The sequence below is a fragment of the Rhizobium sp. GCM10022189 genome (assembly GCF_042656325.1).
Lineage (GTDB): Bacteria > Pseudomonadota > Alphaproteobacteria > Rhizobiales > Rhizobiaceae > Rhizobium.
In genome coordinates this window covers 1-21,207 of sequence record NZ_JBHSOR010000016.1, presented here as the reverse complement: position 1 = coordinate 21,207, position 21,207 = coordinate 1, and the positions used below count along the sequence as shown (strand labels likewise).

Below are 21,207 nucleotides of genomic sequence, written 5' to 3'. Positions count from 1 at the left end.
GCCCCCGCCCGACGCCGGCTTTGGGTGGCGGCGCTTCCACCTCATCGCTGTGCCTGTCACAGGGATGAGGTGGTTGGGGTGGGGCTTCGGGCAGGACGGTGACGAGGGCTGGGTGAGGCGCTATTGGGGTGAGCCTTCCGGCAGGACGGTTGCGAGGGCCGGGCGAGGCACTGTTGGGGTGGCGCTGAAAGGACCGCGTCCGGTGGTGGAGGCTGCGGCGGTCTTTGCCGCCATGCCCGACGCCCGCTTTGGGCGTCGACGCCCCCTCCCCACCCTCATCCCTGTGCTTGTCACAGGGATCCAGCCTGCCCAAGTCCTTGGGCAGGAGAGACTCGGTTCCTTGCTGTATATGAGAGTCATTCACCGCGCGGACGCGCGGTGGCTGGATTCCTGTGACAGGCACAGGAATGAGGGAGGTTGGGGCGGGCCTCGCGGCAGAACGGCTGCGGGGCTGGGTGGGGCACGGGAATGAGGGAGGTTGGGGTGGGCCTCCGGGCAGAGCGGTTGCGAGCGCCGGGCGAGGCATTGCTGGGTGGCGCTGAGAGGGCCGTGTCGGGTGGCGAAGGCTGCGGAAGGCCCCTTGCCGCCATGCCCGACGCCTGCTTTGGGCGGCGACGCTTCCCTCCCCACCCTCATCCCTGTGCCTGTCACAGGGATCCAGCCTGCCCAAGTCCTTGGGCAGGAGAGACTCGTTTGCTTGCTGATTGAGAGAGTCATTCACCGCGCGGACGCGCGGTGGCTGGATTCCTGTGACAGGCACAGGAATGAGGGAGGTTGGGGTGGGCCTCCGGGCAGGACGATTGCGAGGGATGGGTGAGGCACGGGAATGAGGTGGTTGGGGTGGGCCGCGCGGCAGGACGGTTGCGAGGGCTCGGTGAGGCACTGCTGGGTGGCGCTGAAAGGGCCGTGTCGGGTGGTAGAGGCTGCGGAAGGCCCTTGCCGCCATGCCCGACGCCGGCTTTGGGCGGCGACGCCTCCTTCACTCTCCTCACACCCGTCACGACCACGGGAATCGCTTGGAGAAGCCTCAGCCGCTAGCCTTCGTCCCGCCCGCGGCTGCCCGTTCCAGCAGGGCCGCGGCAACCGTCTTTGCCGAGGCGAAGGCGGTCGTGTCGCCGGTGGCGTGGGAGAGCAGCAGCGCGCCCTGGAAAATCACGTTGAGCTGCTTTCCCAAAGCCTCCGGCTGCGCAAGGCCGGCCTTGCCGCAAAGCTCGGTGAACCTGGCCTCCGCCCGCGAGGCGGCGTGGCGGCCGAGGGCGACGATGCGTTCGTGTTTGCCGGCATATTCCTGCGCCGCCTTCAGGCCGAGGCAGCCGCGCGTCAGGATGCGCCTGTCCTGGCCGTGGCCGGTGTCGAAAAAGGCGACGATCTGTTGCTTCGGGTCGGAAATGCTGGAGACCGGGTCGAACAGTTCCTGCACGATGAAGGCGCCGTAAAGCACCAGCACGGCCTCGATCAGCTCCTCCTTGGAGGAGAAATATTTGTAGATCGTGCGCTTGGAAATGCCGCTGCCGGCCATGGCCGCGTCGATGGCGGTGGCGTGGAAGCCGCCCTCGTAGAAGCGGTCGAACGCCCATTCGACGATTTCGCGCTTCTTGCCGTCGATGTCCAGATTCTCGTGCCTCATCCGGGCTCCCCAACTGCTGACCGCTTTTCCAATAGCAAAGCCGGTTGACCAAGTAAACGGTTCGGTTTACATCTCCGCCCGCGGTAAACGATCCGGTTTGCCTCCATCGCCAACCTGTCGAGGTCATCATGTCCCTATCGAAGAAAGTCGTCCTGGTATCGGGCGCCAACAAGGGCATCGGCGCCGCCACCGTGCGCCGGCTGCTCAAGACCGATATCGCCAGAATCTACGCGGCGGCGCGCAATCCCGCCGCGCTGCCGGATTTCGGCGACGCCCGCGTCGTGCCGCTGCAGCTCGATGTCACCGATGCCGCCTCCGTGCGCAGGGCGGCCGAGACGGCCGGCGATGTCGACCTGCTCGTCAACAATGCCGGCACGATGGCCTGGGGCGACTGGATCACCAGCACCGACGCCATGGTCGAGGCCGACATGAACACCAATTTCTACGGCACGCTTGCCGTCATCCGCGCCTTCCTGCCGGCCTTCCTCGGCCGCGGCTCGGGCACGATCGCCAATGTCGTCAGCATTGTCGGCCTTGCCGCCACCGCGCCGATCTCCGGCTATTCGGCCTCCAAGGCGGCCCTGCAGTCGCTGACGCAATCGCTGCGCGCGACACTCGCGCCGAAGGGCGTTTCCGTCATCGGCATCTATCCCGGCCCGGTCGATACCGATCTTGCCGCCGCCGTGCCGCTTGCCAAGGTCACGCCGGAAGAGGCGGCGGAAAACATCGTGCTCGGCCTCGAAAAGGGCGACACCTACATTTTCCCCGATCCGCTGGCAAAGCAGATCGGCCACCTCTTCGCCACCGACGGCCACCAGCTGGAAGCGGCGATGAATATCGGCGGCTGAGCCGCGCCTTCCCGAAAATCACGGCGACGAACCCGGTGGCGGCCGAGCGGGGCCGCCGCCGCTGCCCCATCGCGGCCGGCATCCGGCCCGGCGCGACAAACCGAAAGGACGAACGAATGGGCGATCTTCTCGATCTGGTATTCGAGGCGCATGGCGGGCTCGACGAATGGCGCAAGGTCGCCTGCATCGATCTGCGCCTGACGATGCGCGGCGAGGCGGCGATCAAGCGCGGCGGCGGCCTCAAGGACGTGCAGGTCCGCATCGACACGCGCCGCCGGCGCACGCTGATCACCCCCTACCCGGCGCCCGGCCGCCGCGGCCTCTTTGCCGACGGCCGCGTGACGATAGAGACCGATGCCGGCGTGCCGGTCTCCGGCCTTGCCGAACCGCGCCAGTCCTTCGCGGGCTACGAGGTCTTCACGCCCTGGAGCCCGGAACAGTTTCTCTATTTCGTCGGCTATGCGCTCAACAACTACCTGACCATGCCCTTCCTGCTCGCCGAAAACGACGTCACCTGCGAGGAGCTTGCCCCGCACGAGGAACATGGCGAGACCTGGCGCGTGCTGAAGGCCACCTTCCCCGCCGGCCTGCATGTGCACTGCCCGGTGCAGACCTTCTATTTCAACAGCCAGGGCTATCTCGTGCGCAACGACTACGCCCCCGAAGTCAGCGGCGGCGGTGCCGCCTCGCACTATACCTACGACCACCGCTTCTTCGACGATTTCCTCTTCCCCACCCACCGCCGCGTCGTGCGCCGCGACGAGACCGGCCGCAGCCTGCTCTCCGCCCCGTCGATCTTCGTGCTCGACATCGGCCAGGTGGTGGTGACGCGGGGGTGAGAGGCAGGAAGGATTGCCGGTGGGCCGCGGTGCGTGGAGCCCCCGCCGGCATATCCCCGGCAACTACCAGTCGACCGCCGCCGGCTTGGGGACGCGCGCCATGATATCCGCAAGGCTCGTTCGCGCCAGCCGCGCCACCAGGAGCGCCTCGGCATCGTCGAGCGCCGCCTCCACGCTGCCGAGCAGCGCCCGCTCGATGGCGCAGCCCGGCGGGTTTTCCTCGCCCTCGATCTCCATGCGCAGGAAGCGCTCGCCGAGTGCGGCATAGACATCGGCAAGCGTGATCGCGTCCGGCGCGCGCGCCAGCAGCCAGCCGCCGGAATGGCCCTTTTCGGAGGAGACGAGGCCGCTTTCCCTCAGAAGCCCCAGCGTGCGGCGCACGACGACCGGGTTGGTGCCGCTGTGTTCGCCGATCTCGCCCGAGGTCAGCGGGCGCGGCGGCGTCAGCGCCGCCAGATGCGCCAGCGTGTGCAGCGCCAGGGAAAACCGGCTGTTTCGCTTCATCGATGCCATTCCTTCAATTATGTAACTTTTAATGTTGCGTGAATGACGCAACCCGTATAGTTACATGATAACATCAATTGGAACATTGTCATGGCCTCGATCGAAACACGCGCGCAATCGCCGGCCGCGGTGCTGGCGGCGATCTATTGCTTCAGCGCCGGCCCTGTCGGCTTCGCCATCCAGAAATACCTGACGGCCTGGTTCGGCCCGGCGGAAATCATCGCCGTGCAGATGACGACGGGTGCGGCGGCGCTGTGGGCCGTCTCGCTTTTCCTGCAGCGCCGGCCGGTCGCGCCCGCCGAAAGGTGGAAACCCTTCGCGATCGGCATTCTCCATCCCGGCATCTTCATGATCGCGTTCACGGCGGCAAGCCGCAGTCTCGATGGCGTCACCCTCATCCTGCTCAGCGCCTTCATGCCCGCCGTCGTCGGCCTCGCCGCAAGGCTCTTTCTGGGCGAGCCGCTGAAGGCCACCACCTTTTTCGGCATGGGCGTGGGTTTTGTTGGCCTGCTGCTCGTCATTTCCGAGCGGCAGGCCGGCGGGCAGAATTCGGCCGGCGGTTATCTCACCGCGCTCTCGGCGCTCGGCCTTGCCGCCTGCGGCCAGCTCGCCGGCCGGGCGCTGCATACACGCTCCGCCGTGCCGTGGACGGTCGTGGCGACCATGCAGGTTTCGGGTGCGGCCGCCGTCGCCTGGGCCGCAGCTCTCGTCACCGGCTTCGGCATGGGGCTTGCGGAGGCCGCGCGGCACTGGCCGTCCCTCGCCTATATCGGGCTGGTGGCAACGGCCGGCGGTTACTTCGCCTATAATTTCGCGCTGTCGAAAATGCCGGTGCTGCAGCTCGGCCTCCTCTCGTCCGTCGGCCCCGCCACCGGCGCCGTGGCGGCAGCGGTGATTTTCGACAGTCCGTTCGGAGCGCGCACCGCCGCGGGCGTGGCGCTGATCGTTCTCGGCACCGCGCTGCCGGGGTTGATTACGCTCGCGCGCGGCAGGACGGCGGCGCGTCCGGAGTGATCGCAGCCCGCCCCTTGCCCCACGAATTTACGCCGGCGTTTACGGTAACGTACTTCCCCGCCATATGCGCGATTGGTTAGGACTCCCCCCAAGCCGAGAAGCGGAAGCGGAGGGGTTTCTGTGAGACATCGCCAAAGCGAAAATCCGGGCCGGCGGCGCCTTCGTGCGGGAGCCATGATCGCCGCCGCCATTCTCGTCGCATCGGGCCTCGTCGCATCGGGCGCCCGGCGCGCAGAGGCCGCCGACGACCTCGTCATCGCCGTGCCGAACTGGCCCTCCGGCCAGGCGACGGCCAATATCCTCAAGGTCGCGATCGCAAGGACCTTCGGGCTGAAGGCTGAGCTGCGCCCGATGGGCGAGCTTACCGCCTTTGCCGGGCTCGAAAGCGGCGAGATCGACATTCACCCCGAAGTCTGGCGGCCGAACCTCGACGCGGCGATCGAAAAATATGTCGACGGCAGGAAGGCGGTGGTGCTGGCCAAACGCGCCGTCGCCGCCTGGCAGGGCCTCTGCGCCACCGAGGAGGCGGAAAAGGCCGATATCAGGAGCGTCAAGGACCTTTCCGACCCGAAGAAGGGCGCGCTGCTCGACACCGACGGCGACGGCCGCGGCGAACTCTGGATCGGCGCCGCCACCTGGACCTCGGCCGGCATCGAGCGCGTCCGCGCCATGAGCTACGGTTATGCCGGCAACCTGGCGCTGGTGGAGGCGGAAGAGGATGTCGGCATGGCCGCCGTCGATGCGGCTGTCGCCACCGGCCGGCCGATGGTCTTTGCCTGCTATGCGCCGCACAACGTCTTCGAGCTGCACAAGGTGACGCGCCTGCAGGAGCCGGCCTATGACGCGGCGCACTGGAAGATCGCCCCCGGCAGCGATCCGCAATGGATCGCCCATTCGAAGGCCGATGTCGCCTGGCCGCCGTCGAGCTTCCAGATCGCCTGGTCCGCCGCCTTCGGCGCCCGCCATTCCGACGTCGCCGCCTTCCTCGACAGGATAGACCTGACGCCGCAGGAAGTGACGCTGATGACCTATGCGCTGCAGGTGGAGCGCACGCCGCCGGCCGACTACGCGGAAAAATGGGTGGCCGATCATGCCGCCCGCATAAAAGGGTGGGCAAAGCCATGAGCCTGACATGGCAGAAAGCCGCGCTCGCCGCCCTTGCCCTCGGCCTTGCCTCCCATCTTGCCCTGGCCGCCGGCACGCAGATCTACGATCCGAAGACGCGCCAGTGGGTGGATTACGACAAGAACACGGCGCGCAAATATTACGCCCGCAACAAGCAGGTGCCGGATGCCTTCCGCCGGCAGGTCGTGACCTTCCGCACCGCCGAGGAGCCGGGCACGATCATCATCGACGGCAACCAGCATTTCCTCTATCTCGTCCAGCCCGGCGGCCAGGCGATCCGCTACGGCATCGGGGTGGGCCGCGAAGGTTTCGGCTGGGCCGGCATCGTGCGCGTCGGCCGCACCGCCGAATGGCCGACCTGGACCCCGCCCGCCGAAATGGTGGCCCGCGACCCGAACGCCGCCAAATGGGCGGCCGGCCAGCCGGGCGGCCCCGACAATCCGCTCGGCGCCCGCGCGCTCTATCTCTATGCCGGCGATGCCGACACGATCTACCGCATCCACGGCACGCCGGAATCCTGGACCATCGGCCTCGACGTGTCCTCCGGCTGCATCCGCATGAACAATGACGACATTATCGACCTGCATTCGCGCATCAAGGTGGGCGCCAAGGTCATCGTCCTGATGCAGGGCGCCGCCCTCTACAAGGGCGTTTGAGCGGAGGGCGTCTGAGCGGGCGCGGCTGGCGGCTTCAATCCGAAACGGGGGAAACAGAATGCGCATGTCCTTTGAGAGCCGGCCGCTCCTGGCCGCATGTCTTGGCGCCGTCGCCGCCGCACTCGCCGCCTGCCAGTCGTCCTCCCCGCCGCCCGACCAGATGTCGCGCACGGCGGTCGAGACCGCGCCGGCCGACCTGCAGCTGCTCTGCGCCGATGCGGTTGCCAAACAGGCCGGCCTCGACCGCGCAAAGATCCTGCCCACCAGTTCCCGCCCGGTCGAAGCCGGCGGCTTCACCGTCGACCTCGACGCCTCCGGCCGCAAATTCGCCTGCACGATCGACAGGACGGGCGTGGTGCGCAACGTTCAGGCGGTGTGACCGGGGCGGTTCGGGGTGAGCGTGGGGCCTCGGCGGGGGGGTGGCGCGGGTTGGCGGTTTGCCGCTGGCGTTGTGCCGTGCGGCACCCCCCTCTGTCCTGCCGGACATCTCCCCCACAAGGAGGGAGATTGGCTGGGGGCGCCGGTTTCCCCAAACAATGACCGTTTCAAACTGCTCGACGTCAGTGAGATGCGAAGGTCAAGCCACGAGTCGATCTCCCCCCTTGTGGGGGGGGGCCGAAGGACGGGTCGAGACCCGTGGCTCGACCCCGGTAGTCCGGCAGGACAGAGGGGGGTGCCCCAATCCGCAGCGCACAATGGTATCATACAGCCCGGCAGCCCCGAACAGCGAAAGCCGCGCAATCGCCCCGAAAGAGCCCCGCCCCTATTCCCCGGCCGGCTGGATGCTCGGATAGGCGGCCCCGGCTTCGCCGCCCAGCCGTTCCAGCATGATCTCGATCAGCGCCCGCACCTTGGCCGGCACATGCGGCCCCGGCGGGCGCACCACGTAGATTGCGCCCTCGTCGAGATAATAATCGACCAGCAGCGGCACCAGCGTGCCGCGGCGGATCTCGTCGGCGACGATGAAGGAGGGCAGTTCGGTGACGCCGAGGCCGGCCAGAACCCAGCTCAGATGCACTTCGGCATTGTCGGTCGAAAGCCGCCCGCTCGGGCGGATCGACACCATGCGCTCGCCGGCGCGGAAGCGCCATTCCGGCGTGCTGCGGCCGGAATAGATGATGCAATCGTGCGAGAGCAGGTCTTCCGGCCGCTCCGGCCGGCCGTGGCGGGCGATGTAATCGGGGCTGGCGACGATGAAGGGGCGCACCGGCGCGATGCGCCGCGCAATCAGCGACGGGTCGCGCAGCTCGAACAGGCGGATGGCCGCGTCGTAATGTTCGTTGATGAGATCGACCGCGCGGTCGGAAAAGGACACGTCGAGTTCGAGGCGCGGATGGCGGCCGGCAAGCTCGGTCAGGATCGGCCCGAGATAACGCTGGCCGAAGGCGAGCGGGGCGGCAAGCCGCAGCCGCCCGGTGACATCGCCGCCGGCATAGGTGGCGACCGCGTCGCGCGCGTCGTCCAGCTCGGCCAGGATGCGCCCGCAGCGCGCCTTGAATTCGAGCCCGGCTTCCGTGGCGCTGATGCCGCGCGTGCTGCGGTTGATGAGCTGCGCGCCGAGATCGCTCTCCATGCGCGCGATGCGCCGGCTGACGATCGATTTCGACACGCCGAGGCTCTGGGCCGCGCGGTTGAAGCCGCCGCTTTCGACCACCGCCACGAAACTCCTGATATCGTCCAGATCGATCATCCGCGTTCCACTGGACGCAACACCCTGTTGCCGCAAGCGGGCATTGTGCCGCCCTTCCCCTCGCTTTAACCTCGGTTCACTCTATTCGGCCCGATGGCTACTATCATGACGGATATGGCGCCGCCAGTGGCGGCCGGAGGCGGACGCGTGCCCGATGACGGGGTGCGCCCGCAACGGGCAGGCATGCCGCAGGCAGAGCGTTGCCCCTCCTGAAACATTCGGGCTGGAAAAGGCGGGCCGCGAGCGCGGCCCCGAACCGATTGGCGCAGCATATCAGGAAGAGCACATGGCCGACACGCCGACAGCAAGGAGCCTCCCTGCCCGATGGAGCGAGGCGGGGCGCAGAGAAGCCTCTGCCGCGCCGGCGCCGATCGTCGTCTTCCGGGGCGGCGCCGAGGCCGGGCCGCCGGCCGCCCGCCCGCGCGGGCAATCCCGCCACGGCGCCCTCATCCATTCGCTCCCGGTCCCGGTGCTGCAGCTCGACGCCACCGGCCTGTGGGCGCTCTTTTCCGCGATGAAGGCCAGGGGCCATGCCGAAAGCCTGTTTGCCAACGGCATGTGGCAGGGCGGCATTTCCAAGGCCGGCCTCTTCGTCGCCGATGCCAACGAGCCGGCCGTCTCGCTGCTGCAGGCCTCCGCGCCCGGCGACCTGACGGGGCCGGCGAGCTACCTGTTTGCCGCCTCGCCCCACACCCTGCAGCGGCTGCTGCGCGCCTGGTCGGAGGGAGCGAGACTCTTCAGCGAGCCGATGAAGATGCGCAATTTCCGTGGCGCCACGCTGGAGGTCAAGCTCTCGGTCGCCTTGCCCGCGCCCGCCTTCCCCTCTCAGGACGGGTGCGAACCCCTGCTCGTCGTGCTTGAGGACGTCACCGGCCGGCGACCTGCGAGCGAACTTGCGGGCGACCACGCGCCCGACCCGCTGCATACGGCGCGGCTTGCCACGCTCGGCCGCTTCGCCACCTCGATCGCCCATGAGGTGAACCAGCCGCTGGCGGCCATCGTCACCGATTGCGAAACGACCATGCGGCACCTGGCGCGCGACGAGCCGAACCTCGCCAAGCTCGGCGAACTGGCGGCGCGCATGGCCGCCAGCGCCAGGCGGGCGAGCGAGATCGTCAGGCGCGTGCGCGCCATGGCGAGCGGCCGCACGAACACGCCGGTCCCGCTCGATCTCAACGAGATCGTGGGCGAGGCGCTCGCCTTCCTGCGCCACGAGACGGACATGCACGCAATCACGCTCTCCACCGATTGCCGGCCGGGCCTGCCGGCCTTCCGCGGCGACCGCGTGCAGATGCAGCAGGTCGTCGTCAACCTGCTGGTCAATGCCGTCGAGGCCGCCGTCAGCAGCGGCAGGCGCCCGCCCCGCATCGAGATCGCCACCGGCGAGGCCAGGGGCAGGCTGGAATTTTCCGTCCGCGACAGCGGCGACGGCATCGCCGCGGCCGACCTCGCCCGCATTTTCGACTGCTTCTACACGACCAAGGAAGACGGCGTCGGCGTCGGCCTCTCCATCTGCCGGTCGATCATCCTCCACCACGGCGGCGAGATCACCGCCGCCAATGCCGGCGACGGCGGCGCGGTGTTTCGCTTTTCGCTGCCGGTCGGCGAGCGGGGGGATGGATAGCGCTGGGGGTTTTGTTGGGCGGTGTCGGATCCGGCAGGACAGAGGGGGTGCTCCACGCCGCAACGCTCAATACTATCAAACACCTGCCAGAAAACCCGCCGAACCGCCCGCCCCCATCAAGCCCCCACTTTCCGGTAGGCGGCAACCGTCATCCACACGGCCGACAGCAGGAAATAGAACGCGCCGAAGCCCGCATAAGGCGCAATGTCGAGAATGCCGGGCACTGCCGTGCCCAGCGCCCGGCTGATCATGAAGCCGCCGGCGAGCGTGGATTGGGCGCCGCTGAGCACCATCACCCATTGGGCGCCGTAGCTGCGCCAGCGCCGCACGGCGGCGGAAAGCTGCAGCAGGCCGGACAGGATGGCCCAGAGGCCGAAGACGCCGAGCACGGCATGGGTGCTGTTGGCGACGGCGACCGCGACCGCAAGCGTGGTGATCGTGCTGACGGCGACGTTGAACGCCTGGGCGGGATTGGCCTTCAGCCCGCCATTGGCGCGCGCGTCCACGAGATTGGCCGCCGCGTCCCAGGCGGGATAGAGGACGAGCAGCGCCGAGACGATCGCCGGCTGGCCGGAAAAGACGACGGCGGCGGCGACCCAGCCGACCGAAAAGACCGCGCGGACGAAATAATAGGACCGCAACCAGCTGGACGGGGCGGAAGGTTGGTTCTGCATGACGGGCTCCTTGTTTGCCTTTTATCTTCCTACTAGTAGGTAGATCAATTTACGGAGTCAACCCGCCCGCGGCCCGCCCTGCCCGCAGCCGCAACACAAGCGCGTGAGCGTGCCGAGCTTGACAGCCTTCCTACCCGAAGATAGGCAGGCGGCATGGAACAGACGACTTCGGAAAAGATCCTCGACATCGCCCAGTCCCTCGTCATCGCGGGCGGCTATAACGGCTTCAGCTATGCCGATATTTCCGAGGCGGTCGGCATCCGCAAGGCGAGCATCCACCACCATTTCCCCACCAAGGCCGAGCTGATGCAGGTCCTGGTCGACCGCTACACGCAGCGCGCCCGCGCCGGCCTGAAGGCGATCGGCGCGCATGTGCCGGACCCCGCCGGGCAGCTGCGGGCCTATCTGGCCTATTGGGAAAAATGCATCCTCGACGCCTCGCAGCCCTTCTGCGTCTGCGCCATGCTGGCCGGCGAAATGCAGATGCTGCCCGCCCCCGTGGCCCTGCTCGTGCAGGCCCATTTCGAGACTCTGGCGGCCTGGCTGGCATCGGCGCTGAAGGCCGGTCAGGACGCCAGACTCTTGCGGCTGGACAAAACGCCCGAGGAGGAGGCCGACATGCTGATGGCCTGCGTCCACGGCGCCATGCTGTCCGCCCGCGCGCTCGGCAATCCCGGCCTGTTTGCGGCAATCGTCGGCCCGCAGCTTGAAAGGCTCAAGGCGTAAGCGCGCCCATATCTGCCGGCTCTTAATGCGCGAGCAGCAGCGGCAGCTGGCAATCCTCGACCATCCTGCGGGTGACGCCGCCGAACAGGCTCTGCTGCCATCTCGGGTGGTTGTAGGCGCCCATGACGATCAGCTCTGCGCCGGTGTCCACCGCATGTCTGGCGATGATCGCGTCGGCGCTTTTTCCTTCGCTCGAAAGGCGGTCGACCTGCACCTTGACCCCGTGGCGCGCGAGAAAGGCCGCAATGTCGGCGCCCGGCTCTTCGCCGTTCACGCCCATGCGCGCGACCGGATCGACCATGGTCACATGCACGAGCCCGGCCCTTTCCAGAAGATCGAGCGACTGGCGGGCGGCCCGCGCCGCCTCGTTGCTGGAATCCCAGGCCAGCACCGCGGCCTTCGGCGGCGCGGCGAAGGCATGCCCGCCGCGATTGATCAGCACCGGCGTCGGCGCCTGGAAAAGCGCGCCATCGAAGATCCGCCTGCGGAAGTCCGCGTCGTCTGCCGCCTCGCCTCCCAGAAGCACGATATCGGCATAGAGGGCGCGCTCGGCGATATCCTCGTCGGCCCATGCGAATTCCGTGTAGAGATCCTGAACCTCGAACGAAAGGTCGCGGCCGGACAGCGCCGCCTTGATCTTCTCCGCCGCCGCGGCAAGTTCGTCGATCTCCCTGCGCCTCTCGTCCAGCCAGCTGGTGGAGACGACGTCGTATTGCCCGAACGACGGCGCCGCGCCGATGGAAACGACAAGCGCGGTCAGATGCGCCCCATGGGTGGCGCAGAACCCCGCCGCGCCTTCCAGATCCCGCTCGTAGCTGCTGCTTTTGAGAATGCTCAGAACTGTCGTAATGGCCATGATGGCTGCCCTCCGTGATGGACATCGCCACGGTAGCGATCCGGCCGGGGGCGGTCTTTGACATCGGTCAACAGGGATTTTTGGCGACATGCGCCGCCGCGTGAGAAAACCGCAGGAACGGTCGGGCGCGCCGGCGAGGAAGCGCCCGACTTCCCGCTTTATTGCCGGCGGCTGGGCTTCTTTCCCGAGGTGGCGGAGCACGAGACGGTCGCCGACCTCTTCCTGCCGCTGAAAGAGAGCAATTCCAGGAAAAGCGGGAACCGGTTTTCCGTCCGGAATTACGAAAAAACAACAGGATAGAGCGCTTCCCCCGATTCCGTTTTCGCCGGAAGCGCTCTAGCGGCGGCTCAATGGCACAGCGCAAGGGCGCGCAGGCGCCCTTCGCTCCTCTGCGGGCGGCGACGGTCCACCGAGAGAATGTCGATCAGGTCGGTGAGCCGGAACCGGTGTTCGACGCCGCCGACATCGATGAAAAGCTCGCCGCCGCTGATGTGTAAACCGACGGCGACGAAGTTTCTCTCTTCGCCCTCATCCAATACCGAAACAATAAACAGAGGCCCCTCCCTCTTTCGTCTATTCCTTTTTATAGAGTAAATCGGTGAATGCTTTATTATTAGCAGTTAATAATAATTTCTATTCAAGAGATTGCAATCTTTCCCTGCGCGGCCGGAAAACGCGGGGGGCACGCGCAGGCTCAGCTCCCGCCGGCCGGCCGCTCGGCGGCGGACGCCCGAGCCGCCTTGCCCCGGTTGACCAGCAGGCGCGACAGCACGTTGCGTTTCCTGCTGCGCGGCACGAGCTCTATGTCGCTGACCAGCCTGGCGCCGCCCTCGCGCCGCTCCAGCGTGATCTTGCGGCTGTGGAAGACTTCGAGTTCGGCCCGGTGGGCGACGCTGACGATGGTGACTTTCGGCAATTCGCGGATCAGCATCTCCATCATCCGGTCCTGGCTCTTCTCGTCGAGCGCGGAGGTGGCCTCGTCGAGCACGATGATATCGGGATCGTGCAGCAGCAGGCGGGCGAAGGCGAGGCGCTGTTTTTCGCCGCCCGACAGGATCTGGTCCCACGGCGCCTCCTCCTCCAGCTTCTCGTTGAGATAGCCAAGCCCGACCGTGTCGAGTGCCGCGCTGATCTCAGCGAGCGGCCAGCCGTCGGCGGCCTTGGGATAGGCGACGGCCCGGCGCAGCGTGCCGGAGGGAATGTAGGGCCGCTGCGGCAGCATGAACAGGCGCCTTCCGGGATGGAAATCGACGCTGCCGTGGCCCCAGGGCCAGAGGCCGGCAATGGCGCGCACCAGCGTGCTCTTGCCCGAGCCGGATTCGCCCGAGACCAGCACCCGCTCGCCGGGCTCGATCTCCACCTGCGTTTCCGTCACCACGGCGGTACCGTCGTCCAGCGATACGGCAAGGTCGTTCAGCGCAAGCACCGCCTCGCCCTGCGTTTCGCCGCGCTGGATGCGCCCCAGCGCATCGCTCTTTTCGGCCCGCTCCAGCCCGTCGAGCGACATCATCAGCGAGGCGACGCGGCGCGCGCAGGCGTTCCAGTCGGCAAGGCGCGGATAGTTGTCGACCAGCCAGCCGAAGGCGGTCTGCACGATGGCGAAGGCGGATGCCGCCTGCATCACCTCGCCGAGCGTCATGCTGCCTTCGAGGAATTTCGGCGCGCAGAGCAGCACCGGCACGACGGGCGCAACCAGCATCGACCCGTGCGAGACGAAGGTCGTGCGCATATATTGCCGGGCAAGCTGCGCCCACTGGCCGAGCACGTTGGAAAAGGTGCGGTCGAGATCGTTGCGCTCCTCCTCCTCGCCGCCGAGAAGCGCGATGCTCTCGCCGTTTTCGCGCACATGCGTCAGCGTATAGCGAAACTCCGCCTCCATCTGGTTCTTGACCTCGGAGACCGCGACGAACCGCCGGCCGATGACGGCGATGGTGGTCGAGGTGATGGCGGCGTAGAGCACGGCGGTAACGACGAGGAAGCCGGGAATGGTGACGCTCGTGCCGCCGACCGGCAGGGTGAGCGCCCCGCCGATCGCCCAGAGAACGACGATGAAGGTGGAGGCCGAGAGGAAGGCCGAGATGACGCCGGCGGTGAAATCGACGGGCGATTCGGTGGCGATGCGCAGGTCTTCGGAAATGCGCGCCTCCGGGTTCTTGTGGTCGCCGCCGATGAGGTTCAGCTGGTAATAGCGCCCGTTCGCCAGCCAGCGGGCGATGAGGCCGCGCGCCAGCCACTTGCGCCAGCGCCGCTGGATCATCATGCGCACATAGACCTGGCTGGTGACGAGCACGACGCTGCCGGCCACGAGCGGCAGGAAGACGGCGCCGAGATAATAGACGGTGGCCGCGTCATGCCGCTCGATGGCGTCGAATATGGCGCGGTTCCACTTGTTGATGCCGTACTGGAAGCCGACATTCATGCAGATCATCGCCACGAGCCCGACCGTGAAGGGCCAGGCGAACCCGTCCCCGCCCCGGCCCCAGAAGCCGCGCGCGCTGATCCAGAACCGTTTCAGCAGATATTTCTTGCGCGCCCGCTCCGCCTCTTCCGGAGTCAGGCCCGGATCGGGTTCGATCATGTCGGGCGGCGGCCCGGCCTCGACGGCCGGCGCCTGCGCCGGGGGCGATACATCGGCACCATCTGCCTCGGCGCCGCCGACCGATGTGGAAGGAATTTTTGCGTCGGTCATGAGCGCGAAAACGGCCAAGGGGCCGAAAGGTTTCATGCGGGCGCGATCGGGCCGGCCTGCGCCGCGGAAAAACCGGCCCGGCCCGGCGGCGGGCCTGCCCTAGCCCTTCTGGTCCGTGCGCCCGTCCAGCCGCAGCCGGCCGTCGAGCGCAAGCCCGATCCGCCCGCGGCCGAGCCGCTGCAGGCGCACCGGCAGCGCCTTTTCGTCCAGCCGGCGACGCAGAAGCAGCAGGCGGGTTTCGAGATTGTCCTTGAAGTCGGGCAGTTTCAGCGTCGCGTCGAGGCGGATTTCGCGGTTGGTGAATTCCAGCCGGCCGCTTTCCAGATGTTTCTCCAGCATCGAGGCGAGCAGCCGGCCGGCCACGCCCTTGATGACATATTCGCCGTCGATGAAGATGCTGTCGTCGAAGCGGTGATGCACGACATGGATGGAACGTTCGGGCGGCGGAGCCTCGCTTGCCGCCGTCCTTGCCGGCTCGCTGTCGAGCGACAGGACCTCGCTGAGCGCCAGCGACGTCGCCGCCTGCCGCGCGACGATCGAAAGCGCCGCCTCGTCCTCTCCCGAAAAGGCCAGCCGTTTCCGGCACTCGACGAAGAGCACGCCGCGCAGCGCGCCGGCGGCAATCATCGGCACGGCGATCTGGCTCATCGCGTCGGGCATGCCCGGCAGCGGGATGGAGCGGGTGCGGTCCTCGTCGGCGGCCGAATCGCGCACGGCCGCGCCGAAGCGGCGGATGCGGCTCATGTCGCTGACCTTGACCAGCCGCCCGCCGCCGGCCGCAGCGCCGATGACGCCCTCTCCGACCGGCACGTCCGAGCCGATGCCCGAATGCTCGTAGCCGAGGCTGCCGATGGTGACGAGCTGGCTGCGCTCCTCGTAAAGCTGCAACAGCAGGCTCTGGCCGAAGCCCAGATGGTCGCGGATGCCGGCAAGGGTCGCATCGACGATGCCGTCGGCATCCGCCTGCGCGCCGATCGCCTCGACGATGGCCGCGGCGGCGGCGATCCTGTCGCGCTCCGGCTCGTCCGGCTCCGCCGTCGCGACCTGCGAGGGGATCGCGTCGATGCGTATCACGCGGAAAACGTCGAGATTGCGCAGCTTCATGATGCCGGCCATGCCGACCTGGGCGCTGCTGGCATCGAGCTGCAGCGACAGATGATCGAAGAGCGGCCCCTCGTCCACCGAATAGGCGAAGACCACTTCGAGCCGGAACTGCGCGGCGTTGCGCGCATCGACCAGCAGCACGGCGGCATGCGGGTTGAGCCGGATATTGGCGGCCGTCTTGGCGAAGAACTGGTTCGACAGCGCCACATGCCGGTCGTCCACCATCGCCACATGCGAGAGATAGGAAATGTTCGGCAGGCCCTCGGCATCGGCCGTCGAGATGATCGAGGGAATGACGCCTTCGAAACAGGCCGAGAGATCGGAGAGCTTGAGGCTCATGGCGCGGCACTCCAGATGCGGCTGCCGGCCTGTGCGCCCGGCGTCTGCACGAAGATCGCCGCCGCGTGCAGCGTGACGACCACGGCCTGCCGGTTGCCGAGGACGGGCATGATGAGCTCCGGCAGCAGGCCGAGCTTCATCTGGGTGGAAACGACATCGACGATGTAGCGGTCCGAACGCTCCATCTCCTCGCCCGTGGCCGGCCGCAGCTCCGCCCGTCCCTTGACCTGGTAGGAAACGTAATCGGACGGGCGGGTGAAGGTGGCCGCCGCCTTGCTGTTCTGCCTGAGATTGGCGATCGTCTGCGGCCATTGCCACTCGGAAACGACGATCGAGACGGTCTGGCGCTCGCGGCATGTCCAGGCGCCGGCGCCGCGGGCAATTTCCGGCCGGCCGGCCGCGCTCGCCGTGCCGATGATCTGCATCACCGGGCTCTCCATGAAAGCCGCAATATCCTCCTGAAACATGCCCTTCCTCAAAATGCGCTGCCCGCTCCACTTAGGCAGGTTTTAGGATTTTCGCCAACCGGCTTAGTGAGCTTTTAGGAAACGGCGGCCGGCAAATTCGCTAGAGGGCCTGCACCGCAAACGGAGCAAGCCATCTCATGTCCGACACATCCATCCTCACCATGCCCGACAACAGGGTCGCCGTGATCGGCGCCGGGCCGGCCGGCCTTGCCGCCGGCCGCTGGCTGATCGCCGCCGGCCTGGAACCCGTCATCTTCGAAGCCTCCGCCCGCCTCGGCGGCCAGTGGAACCCGGCGGCGGCAACCAGCGCCACCTGGCCCGGCATGCGCACCAATACCAGCCGCGTCATGACCGCCTTTTCCGATCTCGACCATGCCCCCGGCAGCCACACCTACCTGCGGCAGGAAGAGATGCTGGACTATCTGGAACGCTACGCCCTTTCCTCCGGCCTGATGCCGCATCTGAGGCTGAAGACGCGGGTGGAGCGGCTGGAGCGCGCCGGCGCCGTCTGGCTCGTCCGCTCCGGCAGCGATGCCGGCAGCCGCGTCGAGGCCTTCTCCCGCGTCGTCGTCGCGACCGGCCGGCAGGCCCTGCCCGACGTTCCCGACATCGCCGGGCTTGAGGGTTTCACCGGTTCGCTCGGTGCGGCCCACACCGCCCAATATGCCGGCGCCGAACGCTATCGCGGCCGCAGCGTGGTCGTTGCCGGCTGCTCGGTCAGCGCGCTCGAAATCGCCACCGATATCGCCCAGGGCGGAGCGGCCAGGGTCGTCGTCACCAACCGGAGACAGCGCTACGTCCTGCCCAAGCTGATTGCCGGCGTGCCGACCGACCATGTGATGTTCAACCGCGCCGCCGCACTGATGGAACGCGTGCTGCCGCCGGAAATGCTGGCCGAAGGGCTGACGATGAAGATCCGCCAGCTGGCGGGCTCGCCCGGCCAGTTCGGCGCGCCGGAGCCTTCGGGCAATGCCTTTGCCGCCGGCATTTCACAGTCGCAGGGCTTCCTGCCGGCCGTTGCCGAAGGCCGCATCGAGGTCAGGCCGTGGATGGAACGCATCGAGGGGCAGACCGTGCATTTGCGCGACGGCAGCAGCGTGCGGGCCGACGCCATCCTCTTCGGCACCGGCTACCGCATGTCCATGCCCTGGCTTTGCGAGGAGCTTGCCGGCGCAATCGGCCTCGATGCCTATGGCGTCGATCTCTTCGACCATACGTTCCATCCGGATCTGCCGGGCCTTGCCTTCCTCGGCCTCTTCGATCTCGTCGGCCCGGCCTTCCCGGTTCTGGAGCTGCAGGCCCGCTGGGCGGCGCTCTGCCTTCGCGAGCCGGCGGCGCTGCCGCCGCGCGACGCAATGCTTGCCTGCGTCAGCCGCAGCCGCGCCACGCGCTGCGGCCCGGTCAGCCTGCCGATGCATGCCGCGGCCCTCGTCTTTGCCCGCCACGCCGGCGTCGAGCCCGATCTCGCCCGCTGGCCGCAGCTGAAGCGCGCCCTGCTCTTCGGGCCGCTGTCGCCCGCCTCCTTCCGCCTGCAGGGACCGCACGCGCTGGCCGATGCCGCCGCAAGGGTCGAGGCGCAGGCCGCCGAATTCGGCGCCATCACCTCGCCCGATTTCACCGCCGAGGAACTGGCGATCCGCGATCTCCTGGCCCTCGACCCGCTTCAGGCCGCCGTCTGAAGCCCCTCCCACAGCAAACCTCACGAAAAGGAACCGCCGCCATGAACCTTCTGCGCCTTCTTGCGCTCGCAGCGCTGGCCGCAATGCCCGCCTTCGCGCAACAGCCGGCACCCGCCCCTTCGGGCGCCTATGTCTCCGATCCCGCCCATACGAGCCTGACCTGGAAGATCGGCCATTTCGGCCTGTCGAACTATACGGCGCGCTTCACCGGCATTGCCGCCGAACTGGCCTGGAACGCCGAAAATCCGGCGGCCTCGACGCTGACAGCCACGATCGATCCCGCCTCCGTGCGCACCGATTTTCCCTTCCCCGAAGTCGAGGATTTCGACGGCAAGATCGGCAAGGGCAGCGATTTCCTGGCCGGCCAGCCGATCCGCTTCGTCTCCACCGCGATCGCCGTCACCGGCCCGAAGACCGGCAAGGTGACGGGCGACCTCACCTTCCGCGGCCAGACGCATCCGGCCGTGCTCGACGTCACCTTCAACGGCTCGATGGCCGAGCACCCGATGGAAAAGGCCCCGAAGCTCGGCTTTTCCGCAACGGCAACGATCAGGCGCAGCGACTGGGGCCTCGGCATCTATCTGCCGGTGCTGAGCGACGACGTGACGATCCTCATCGAGACCGAGTTCGCGCCGCCGAAGAAGGCCGTGAACTGAGGCCGGGGCATCGGCGGCGGGCGGGCCTTGCGGCAAAAGCTTCGCCCGCCCGCGGTCGTCACATGCCCTCCAGCAGCCGGAACGCGATCAGCCACATGACGAAGGCGATGACGGTTTCGAGGATGCGCCAGGCGGCCGGCCGGGCGAAGATCGGCCGCAGCCAGGCCGCGCCATATCCGAGCGTGAAGAAGAACAGGAAGGAGCCGGTCGCGGCCCCCGCCGCAAAGGCCGCCTGATGGCCGGCAAAACGCGTCGAGATCGAGCCGAGCAGGATGACGGTGTCGAGATAGACATGCGGGTTGAGCCAGGTGAGCGCCAGGCACATGGCCATGGTGCGGCCGAAGCCCGCGCCCGCCCCGCCGGCCACGTCCAGCGCGCCGGCGGAGCGCACCGCCGAAAACAGGCTTCTTGCCCCGTACCAGAGCAGGAAGGCCGCCCCGCCATACCGCATGACCGGATCGAGAACGGGCATGAGGGCGACCACCTGCGCCAGGCTGGTGACGCCGAGCACGATCAGGACCGCGTCCGACAGGGCGCAGGCCAGGCAGACGGCAAACACATATTGCCTGCGCAGCCCCTGGCGCAGGATGAAGGCGTTCTGCGCGCCGATCGCCACGATCAGGCTCAGCCCGGCGGTCATGCCGGTGAAATAGGTCGTAAGGTCCATGATATCAGGGCTTTCCGTCTCTTTGCTCACGCACTCCCTAGACGGATGGCTGACATTAGGCTAATTAATCATCCTTACGTTAATGAAGCGCAACTTAACTTGATCGACTATCCCGCCCTTCGCGTCCTGCATGCCGTGGTCCAGACCGGAAGTTTCGAAAAGGCCGCAGCCCTGCTCAATGTCACGCCCTCGGCCGTCTCCCAGCGCATCCGCCAGCTGGAAGAGCGCGTCGGCGCCGCCCTCGTGGTGCGCGCAACGCCCTGCACGGCGACGGAAAAGGGCGACTGGCTCTGCCGCCACATGGAAAATGTCGGCATATTGGAAAGCGAGCTGCTGGAGCACCTGCCGGCCCTCAGCGACCGCGACAGTCCTCAAGAGCGCGTCACCCTGCAGATCGCCACCAGCGCCGACAGCCTCGGCACCTGGTTCCTGGAGGCGATGGCGGATTTTTCGAAAAGCTCGAACTACCTGCTCAACATTTCCGTCGACGACCAGGACCACACGGCCGAATGGCTGGAGCGCGGCCGCGTCATCGCCGCCGTCACCAGCATGGAAAAGCCGGTCGCCGGCTGCCGCCGCTATTCGCTCGGCGCGCTGCGCTACCACGCCACCGCCAGCCCCGAATTCGTCCGCCGCCATTTCCCCGACGGGGTGACGAAGGAAGCGCTCGCCCGCGCCCCGTCGCTGACCTTCAACCAGAAGGACCGTCTGCAGGCGGAATGGATCCGCCGCACGCTCGCAACCGAGATCAACGTGCCGACCCACTGGCTGCCCGCCACCCAGGGCTTCCTCGACGCCGCCCTGCTCGGCATGGGCTGGGGCATGAACCCGATCCAGCTCACCCGCGACCACATCGCCGCCGGCCGCCTCGTCGAACTCATCCCCGCCACACCGCTCGATATCGTCCTCTACTGGCAAATCAGCCGCCTCGCCGCCGACCGGCTGGCGGCGCTGACGCGCACGGTAATCGACGTAGCACGCCGCTCGCTGGTCAGCGCCGACGTGCTGGACCTGCGCCACCGCGCCGGCTGACGGGCAAGGCCACCAACGCATCCTTCCCTCGTTGCTGTGACAGGCACAAGAATGAGGTGGTTGGGGTGGGCCTCCCGGCAGGACGGTTGCGAGCGCCGGATGAGGCGCTGCTGGGGTGAGCCTCCGGGCAGAACGGTTGCGAGGGCTGGGCGAGGCACTGCTGGGTGGCGCTGAAAGGGCCGTGTCGGGTGGTGGAGGCTGCGGAAGGCCCTTTGCCGCCATGCCCGACGCCCGCTTTGGGCAGCGACGCTCCCCTCCCCACCTCATCCCTGTGACAAGTGTAAAGCCCGGAAACATACCTGACAGATGTTCGGAGACATACCTGACAGTCAGTCCTGGCTTTTGAGGTTGATTTTTGCGACCTGCGTTGCGCCGAAGAAGACGCCGTAGA

Annotated in this window: 22 protein-coding genes; 13 read left to right on the top strand and 9 right to left on the bottom strand. The window is 67.5% G+C overall.

Going from position 1 to position 21,207, the window contains the following annotated elements:
- Positions 1 to 1,027 precede the first annotated feature (1,027 nt).
- Positions 1,028 to 1,627, bottom strand: a complete 600-nt coding sequence (locus tag ACFPWW_RS10730) for a TetR/AcrR family transcriptional regulator (RefSeq protein WP_112755120.1) — start codon at positions 1,625 to 1,627, stop codon at positions 1,028 to 1,030.
- Positions 1,628 to 1,755: 128 nt separating this feature from the next.
- Here ACFPWW_RS10730 and ACFPWW_RS10725 point away from each other — a divergent pair, with 128 nt between their 5' ends.
- Both ACFPWW_RS10725 and ACFPWW_RS10720 read left to right on the top strand, forming a co-directional pair.
- Positions 1,756 to 2,475, top strand: coding sequence for an SDR family oxidoreductase (locus tag ACFPWW_RS10725; protein WP_112705391.1), 720 nt, complete (start codon positions 1,756 to 1,758; stop codon positions 2,473 to 2,475).
- A 116-nt stretch (positions 2,476 to 2,591) separates the two neighbouring features.
- Positions 2,592 to 3,314, top strand: a complete 723-nt coding sequence (locus tag ACFPWW_RS10720; RefSeq protein WP_377311613.1) for a hypothetical protein — start codon at positions 2,592 to 2,594, stop codon at positions 3,312 to 3,314.
- 63 nt (positions 3,315 to 3,377) lie between these two features.
- On the opposite strand, the gene ACFPWW_RS10715 is transcribed toward ACFPWW_RS10720, so the two are convergent.
- A complete protein-coding gene (locus ACFPWW_RS10715) occupies positions 3,378 to 3,818 on the bottom strand; it encodes an RrF2 family transcriptional regulator (protein WP_377311612.1) in 441 nt (146 codons plus the stop codon).
- Positions 3,819 to 3,908: 90 nt separating this feature from the next.
- On the opposite strand from ACFPWW_RS10715, the gene ACFPWW_RS10710 reads away from it, so the two are divergent.
- From ACFPWW_RS10710 to ACFPWW_RS10695, 4 genes are all read left to right on the top strand, one after another.
- Positions 3,909 to 4,832, top strand: a complete 924-nt coding sequence (locus ACFPWW_RS10710) for a DMT family transporter (protein WP_377311611.1) — start codon at positions 3,909 to 3,911, stop codon at positions 4,830 to 4,832.
- A 174-nt stretch (positions 4,833 to 5,006) separates the two neighbouring features.
- Positions 5,007 to 5,957, top strand: coding sequence for a glycine betaine ABC transporter substrate-binding protein (locus tag ACFPWW_RS10705; protein WP_377311652.1), 951 nt, complete (start codon positions 5,007 to 5,009; stop codon positions 5,955 to 5,957).
- A complete protein-coding gene (locus tag ACFPWW_RS10700) occupies positions 5,954 to 6,613 on the top strand; it encodes a L,D-transpeptidase (RefSeq protein WP_377311610.1) in 660 nt (219 codons plus the stop codon). The genes ACFPWW_RS10705 and ACFPWW_RS10700 overlap by 4 nt, the downstream gene beginning before the upstream one ends.
- Positions 6,614 to 6,671: 58 nt before the next feature.
- Entirely contained in the window at positions 6,672 to 6,992 is a 321-nt protein-coding gene (locus tag ACFPWW_RS10695) for a hypothetical protein (RefSeq protein WP_112573590.1), read from the top strand.
- 384 nt (positions 6,993 to 7,376) lie between these two features.
- Here the strand turns inward: ACFPWW_RS10695 and ACFPWW_RS10690 are convergent, their stop codons facing one another.
- Positions 7,377 to 8,303, bottom strand: a complete 927-nt coding sequence (locus tag ACFPWW_RS10690; protein WP_113500351.1) for a LysR family transcriptional regulator — start codon at positions 8,301 to 8,303, stop codon at positions 7,377 to 7,379.
- Between the two features lie 286 nt (positions 8,304 to 8,589).
- On the opposite strand from ACFPWW_RS10690, the gene ACFPWW_RS10685 reads away from it, so the two are divergent.
- A complete protein-coding gene (locus ACFPWW_RS10685) occupies positions 8,590 to 9,927 on the top strand; it encodes a sensor histidine kinase (RefSeq protein ID WP_377311609.1) in 1,338 nt (445 codons plus the stop codon).
- 116 nt (positions 9,928 to 10,043) lie between these two features.
- Here ACFPWW_RS10685 and ACFPWW_RS10680 read toward each other — a convergent pair whose 3' ends face one another.
- Complete coding sequence (locus tag ACFPWW_RS10680; RefSeq protein ID WP_377311608.1) at positions 10,044 to 10,601, bottom strand: DUF308 domain-containing protein; 558 nt, start codon at positions 10,599 to 10,601, stop codon at positions 10,044 to 10,046.
- A 153-nt stretch (positions 10,602 to 10,754) separates the two neighbouring features.
- Between ACFPWW_RS10680 and ACFPWW_RS10675 the strand changes: the two genes are divergently transcribed.
- Positions 10,755 to 11,327, top strand: coding sequence for a TetR/AcrR family transcriptional regulator (locus ACFPWW_RS10675; protein ID WP_377311607.1), 573 nt, complete (start codon positions 10,755 to 10,757; stop codon positions 11,325 to 11,327).
- A gap of 22 nt (positions 11,328 to 11,349) precedes the next feature.
- On the opposite strand, the gene ACFPWW_RS10670 is transcribed toward ACFPWW_RS10675, so the two are convergent.
- Positions 11,350 to 12,183, bottom strand: coding sequence for a universal stress protein (locus tag ACFPWW_RS10670; RefSeq protein WP_377311606.1), 834 nt, complete (start codon positions 12,181 to 12,183; stop codon positions 11,350 to 11,352).
- A 57-nt stretch (positions 12,184 to 12,240) separates the two neighbouring features.
- On the opposite strand from ACFPWW_RS10670, the gene ACFPWW_RS10665 reads away from it, so the two are divergent.
- Together ACFPWW_RS10665 and ACFPWW_RS10660 are read left to right on the top strand one after the other, a co-directional pair.
- Positions 12,241 to 12,483, top strand: a complete 243-nt coding sequence (locus ACFPWW_RS10665; RefSeq protein ID WP_377311654.1) for a hypothetical protein — start codon at positions 12,241 to 12,243, stop codon at positions 12,481 to 12,483.
- Positions 12,484 to 12,533: 50 nt separating this feature from the next.
- On the top strand, positions 12,534 to 12,680 hold the full coding sequence (locus tag ACFPWW_RS10660) for a hypothetical protein (protein ID WP_377311604.1): 147 nt from the start codon (positions 12,534 to 12,536) through the stop codon (positions 12,678 to 12,680).
- A 197-nt stretch (positions 12,681 to 12,877) separates the two neighbouring features.
- Here ACFPWW_RS10660 and ACFPWW_RS10655 read toward each other — a convergent pair whose 3' ends face one another.
- The 3 genes from ACFPWW_RS10655 to ACFPWW_RS10645 form a co-directional block, all read right to left on the bottom strand.
- Positions 12,878 to 14,872, bottom strand: a complete 1,995-nt coding sequence (locus tag ACFPWW_RS10655; RefSeq protein ID WP_377311603.1) for an ABC transporter ATP-binding protein/permease — start codon at positions 14,870 to 14,872, stop codon at positions 12,878 to 12,880.
- Positions 14,873 to 14,971: 99 nt separating this feature from the next.
- Entirely contained in the window at positions 14,972 to 16,315 is a 1,344-nt protein-coding gene (locus ACFPWW_RS10650; RefSeq protein WP_377311602.1) for a GAF domain-containing protein, read from the bottom strand.
- Complete coding sequence (locus ACFPWW_RS10645; RefSeq protein WP_112758672.1) at positions 16,312 to 16,782, bottom strand: pyridoxamine 5'-phosphate oxidase family protein; 471 nt, start codon at positions 16,780 to 16,782, stop codon at positions 16,312 to 16,314. The genes ACFPWW_RS10650 and ACFPWW_RS10645 overlap by 4 nt, the downstream gene beginning before the upstream one ends.
- A 137-nt stretch (positions 16,783 to 16,919) precedes the next feature.
- Between ACFPWW_RS10645 and ACFPWW_RS10640 the strand changes: the two genes are divergently transcribed.
- Together ACFPWW_RS10640 and ACFPWW_RS10635 are read left to right on the top strand one after the other, a co-directional pair.
- Positions 16,920 to 18,461, top strand: coding sequence for a flavin-containing monooxygenase (locus tag ACFPWW_RS10640; RefSeq protein WP_377311601.1), 1,542 nt, complete (start codon positions 16,920 to 16,922; stop codon positions 18,459 to 18,461).
- Between the two features lie 41 nt (positions 18,462 to 18,502).
- Positions 18,503 to 19,117, top strand: coding sequence for a YceI family protein (locus tag ACFPWW_RS10635; protein WP_377311599.1), 615 nt, complete (start codon positions 18,503 to 18,505; stop codon positions 19,115 to 19,117).
- A 58-nt stretch (positions 19,118 to 19,175) separates the two neighbouring features.
- Here ACFPWW_RS10635 and ACFPWW_RS10630 read toward each other — a convergent pair whose 3' ends face one another.
- A complete protein-coding gene (locus tag ACFPWW_RS10630) occupies positions 19,176 to 19,784 on the bottom strand; it encodes a LysE/ArgO family amino acid transporter (protein ID WP_377311651.1) in 609 nt (202 codons plus the stop codon).
- Between the two features lie 99 nt (positions 19,785 to 19,883).
- Between ACFPWW_RS10630 and ACFPWW_RS10625 the strand changes: the two genes are divergently transcribed.
- Positions 19,884 to 20,816, top strand: a complete 933-nt coding sequence (locus tag ACFPWW_RS10625) for a LysR family transcriptional regulator ArgP (RefSeq protein WP_377311598.1) — start codon at positions 19,884 to 19,886, stop codon at positions 20,814 to 20,816.
- The last annotated feature ends 391 nt before the right edge of the window (positions 20,817 to 21,207 follow it).

What these genes read in the sequence shown, in the direction of transcription:
- ACFPWW_RS10730 (WP_112755120.1), bottom strand. Translation starts at nt 1,627, where the DNA reads ATGAGGCACGAGAATCTGGACATCGACGGCAAGAAGCGCGAAATCGTC.
- ACFPWW_RS10725 (WP_112705391.1), top strand. Translation starts at nt 1,756, where the DNA reads ATGTCCCTATCGAAGAAAGTCGTCCTGGTATCGGGCGCCAACAAGGGC.
- ACFPWW_RS10720 (WP_377311613.1), top strand. Translation starts at nt 2,592, where the DNA reads ATGGGCGATCTTCTCGATCTGGTATTCGAGGCGCATGGCGGGCTCGAC.
- ACFPWW_RS10715 (WP_377311612.1), bottom strand. Translation starts at nt 3,818, where the DNA reads ATGAAGCGAAACAGCCGGTTTTCCCTGGCGCTGCACACGCTGGCGCAT.
- ACFPWW_RS10710 (WP_377311611.1), top strand. Translation starts at nt 3,909, where the DNA reads ATGGCCTCGATCGAAACACGCGCGCAATCGCCGGCCGCGGTGCTGGCG.
- ACFPWW_RS10705 (WP_377311652.1), top strand. Translation starts at nt 5,007, where the DNA reads ATGATCGCCGCCGCCATTCTCGTCGCATCGGGCCTCGTCGCATCGGGC.
- ACFPWW_RS10700 (WP_377311610.1), top strand. Translation starts at nt 5,954, where the DNA reads ATGAGCCTGACATGGCAGAAAGCCGCGCTCGCCGCCCTTGCCCTCGGC.
- ACFPWW_RS10695 (WP_112573590.1), top strand. Translation starts at nt 6,672, where the DNA reads ATGCGCATGTCCTTTGAGAGCCGGCCGCTCCTGGCCGCATGTCTTGGC.
- ACFPWW_RS10690 (WP_113500351.1), bottom strand. Translation starts at nt 8,303, where the DNA reads ATGATCGATCTGGACGATATCAGGAGTTTCGTGGCGGTGGTCGAAAGC.
- ACFPWW_RS10685 (WP_377311609.1), top strand. Translation starts at nt 8,590, where the DNA reads ATGGCCGACACGCCGACAGCAAGGAGCCTCCCTGCCCGATGGAGCGAG.
- ACFPWW_RS10680 (WP_377311608.1), bottom strand. Translation starts at nt 10,601, where the DNA reads ATGCAGAACCAACCTTCCGCCCCGTCCAGCTGGTTGCGGTCCTATTAT.
- ACFPWW_RS10675 (WP_377311607.1), top strand. Translation starts at nt 10,755, where the DNA reads ATGGAACAGACGACTTCGGAAAAGATCCTCGACATCGCCCAGTCCCTC.
- ACFPWW_RS10670 (WP_377311606.1), bottom strand. Translation starts at nt 12,183, where the DNA reads ATGGCCATTACGACAGTTCTGAGCATTCTCAAAAGCAGCAGCTACGAG.
- ACFPWW_RS10660 (WP_377311604.1), top strand. Translation starts at nt 12,534, where the DNA reads ATGGCACAGCGCAAGGGCGCGCAGGCGCCCTTCGCTCCTCTGCGGGCG.
- ACFPWW_RS10655 (WP_377311603.1), bottom strand. Translation starts at nt 14,872, where the DNA reads ATGACCGACGCAAAAATTCCTTCCACATCGGTCGGCGGCGCCGAGGCA.
- ACFPWW_RS10650 (WP_377311602.1), bottom strand. Translation starts at nt 16,315, where the DNA reads ATGAGCCTCAAGCTCTCCGATCTCTCGGCCTGTTTCGAAGGCGTCATT.
- ACFPWW_RS10645 (WP_112758672.1), bottom strand. Translation starts at nt 16,782, where the DNA reads ATGTTTCAGGAGGATATTGCGGCTTTCATGGAGAGCCCGGTGATGCAG.
- ACFPWW_RS10640 (WP_377311601.1), top strand. Translation starts at nt 16,920, where the DNA reads ATGTCCGACACATCCATCCTCACCATGCCCGACAACAGGGTCGCCGTG.
- ACFPWW_RS10635 (WP_377311599.1), top strand. Translation starts at nt 18,503, where the DNA reads ATGAACCTTCTGCGCCTTCTTGCGCTCGCAGCGCTGGCCGCAATGCCC.
- ACFPWW_RS10630 (WP_377311651.1), bottom strand. Translation starts at nt 19,784, where the DNA reads ATGGACCTTACGACCTATTTCACCGGCATGACCGCCGGGCTGAGCCTG.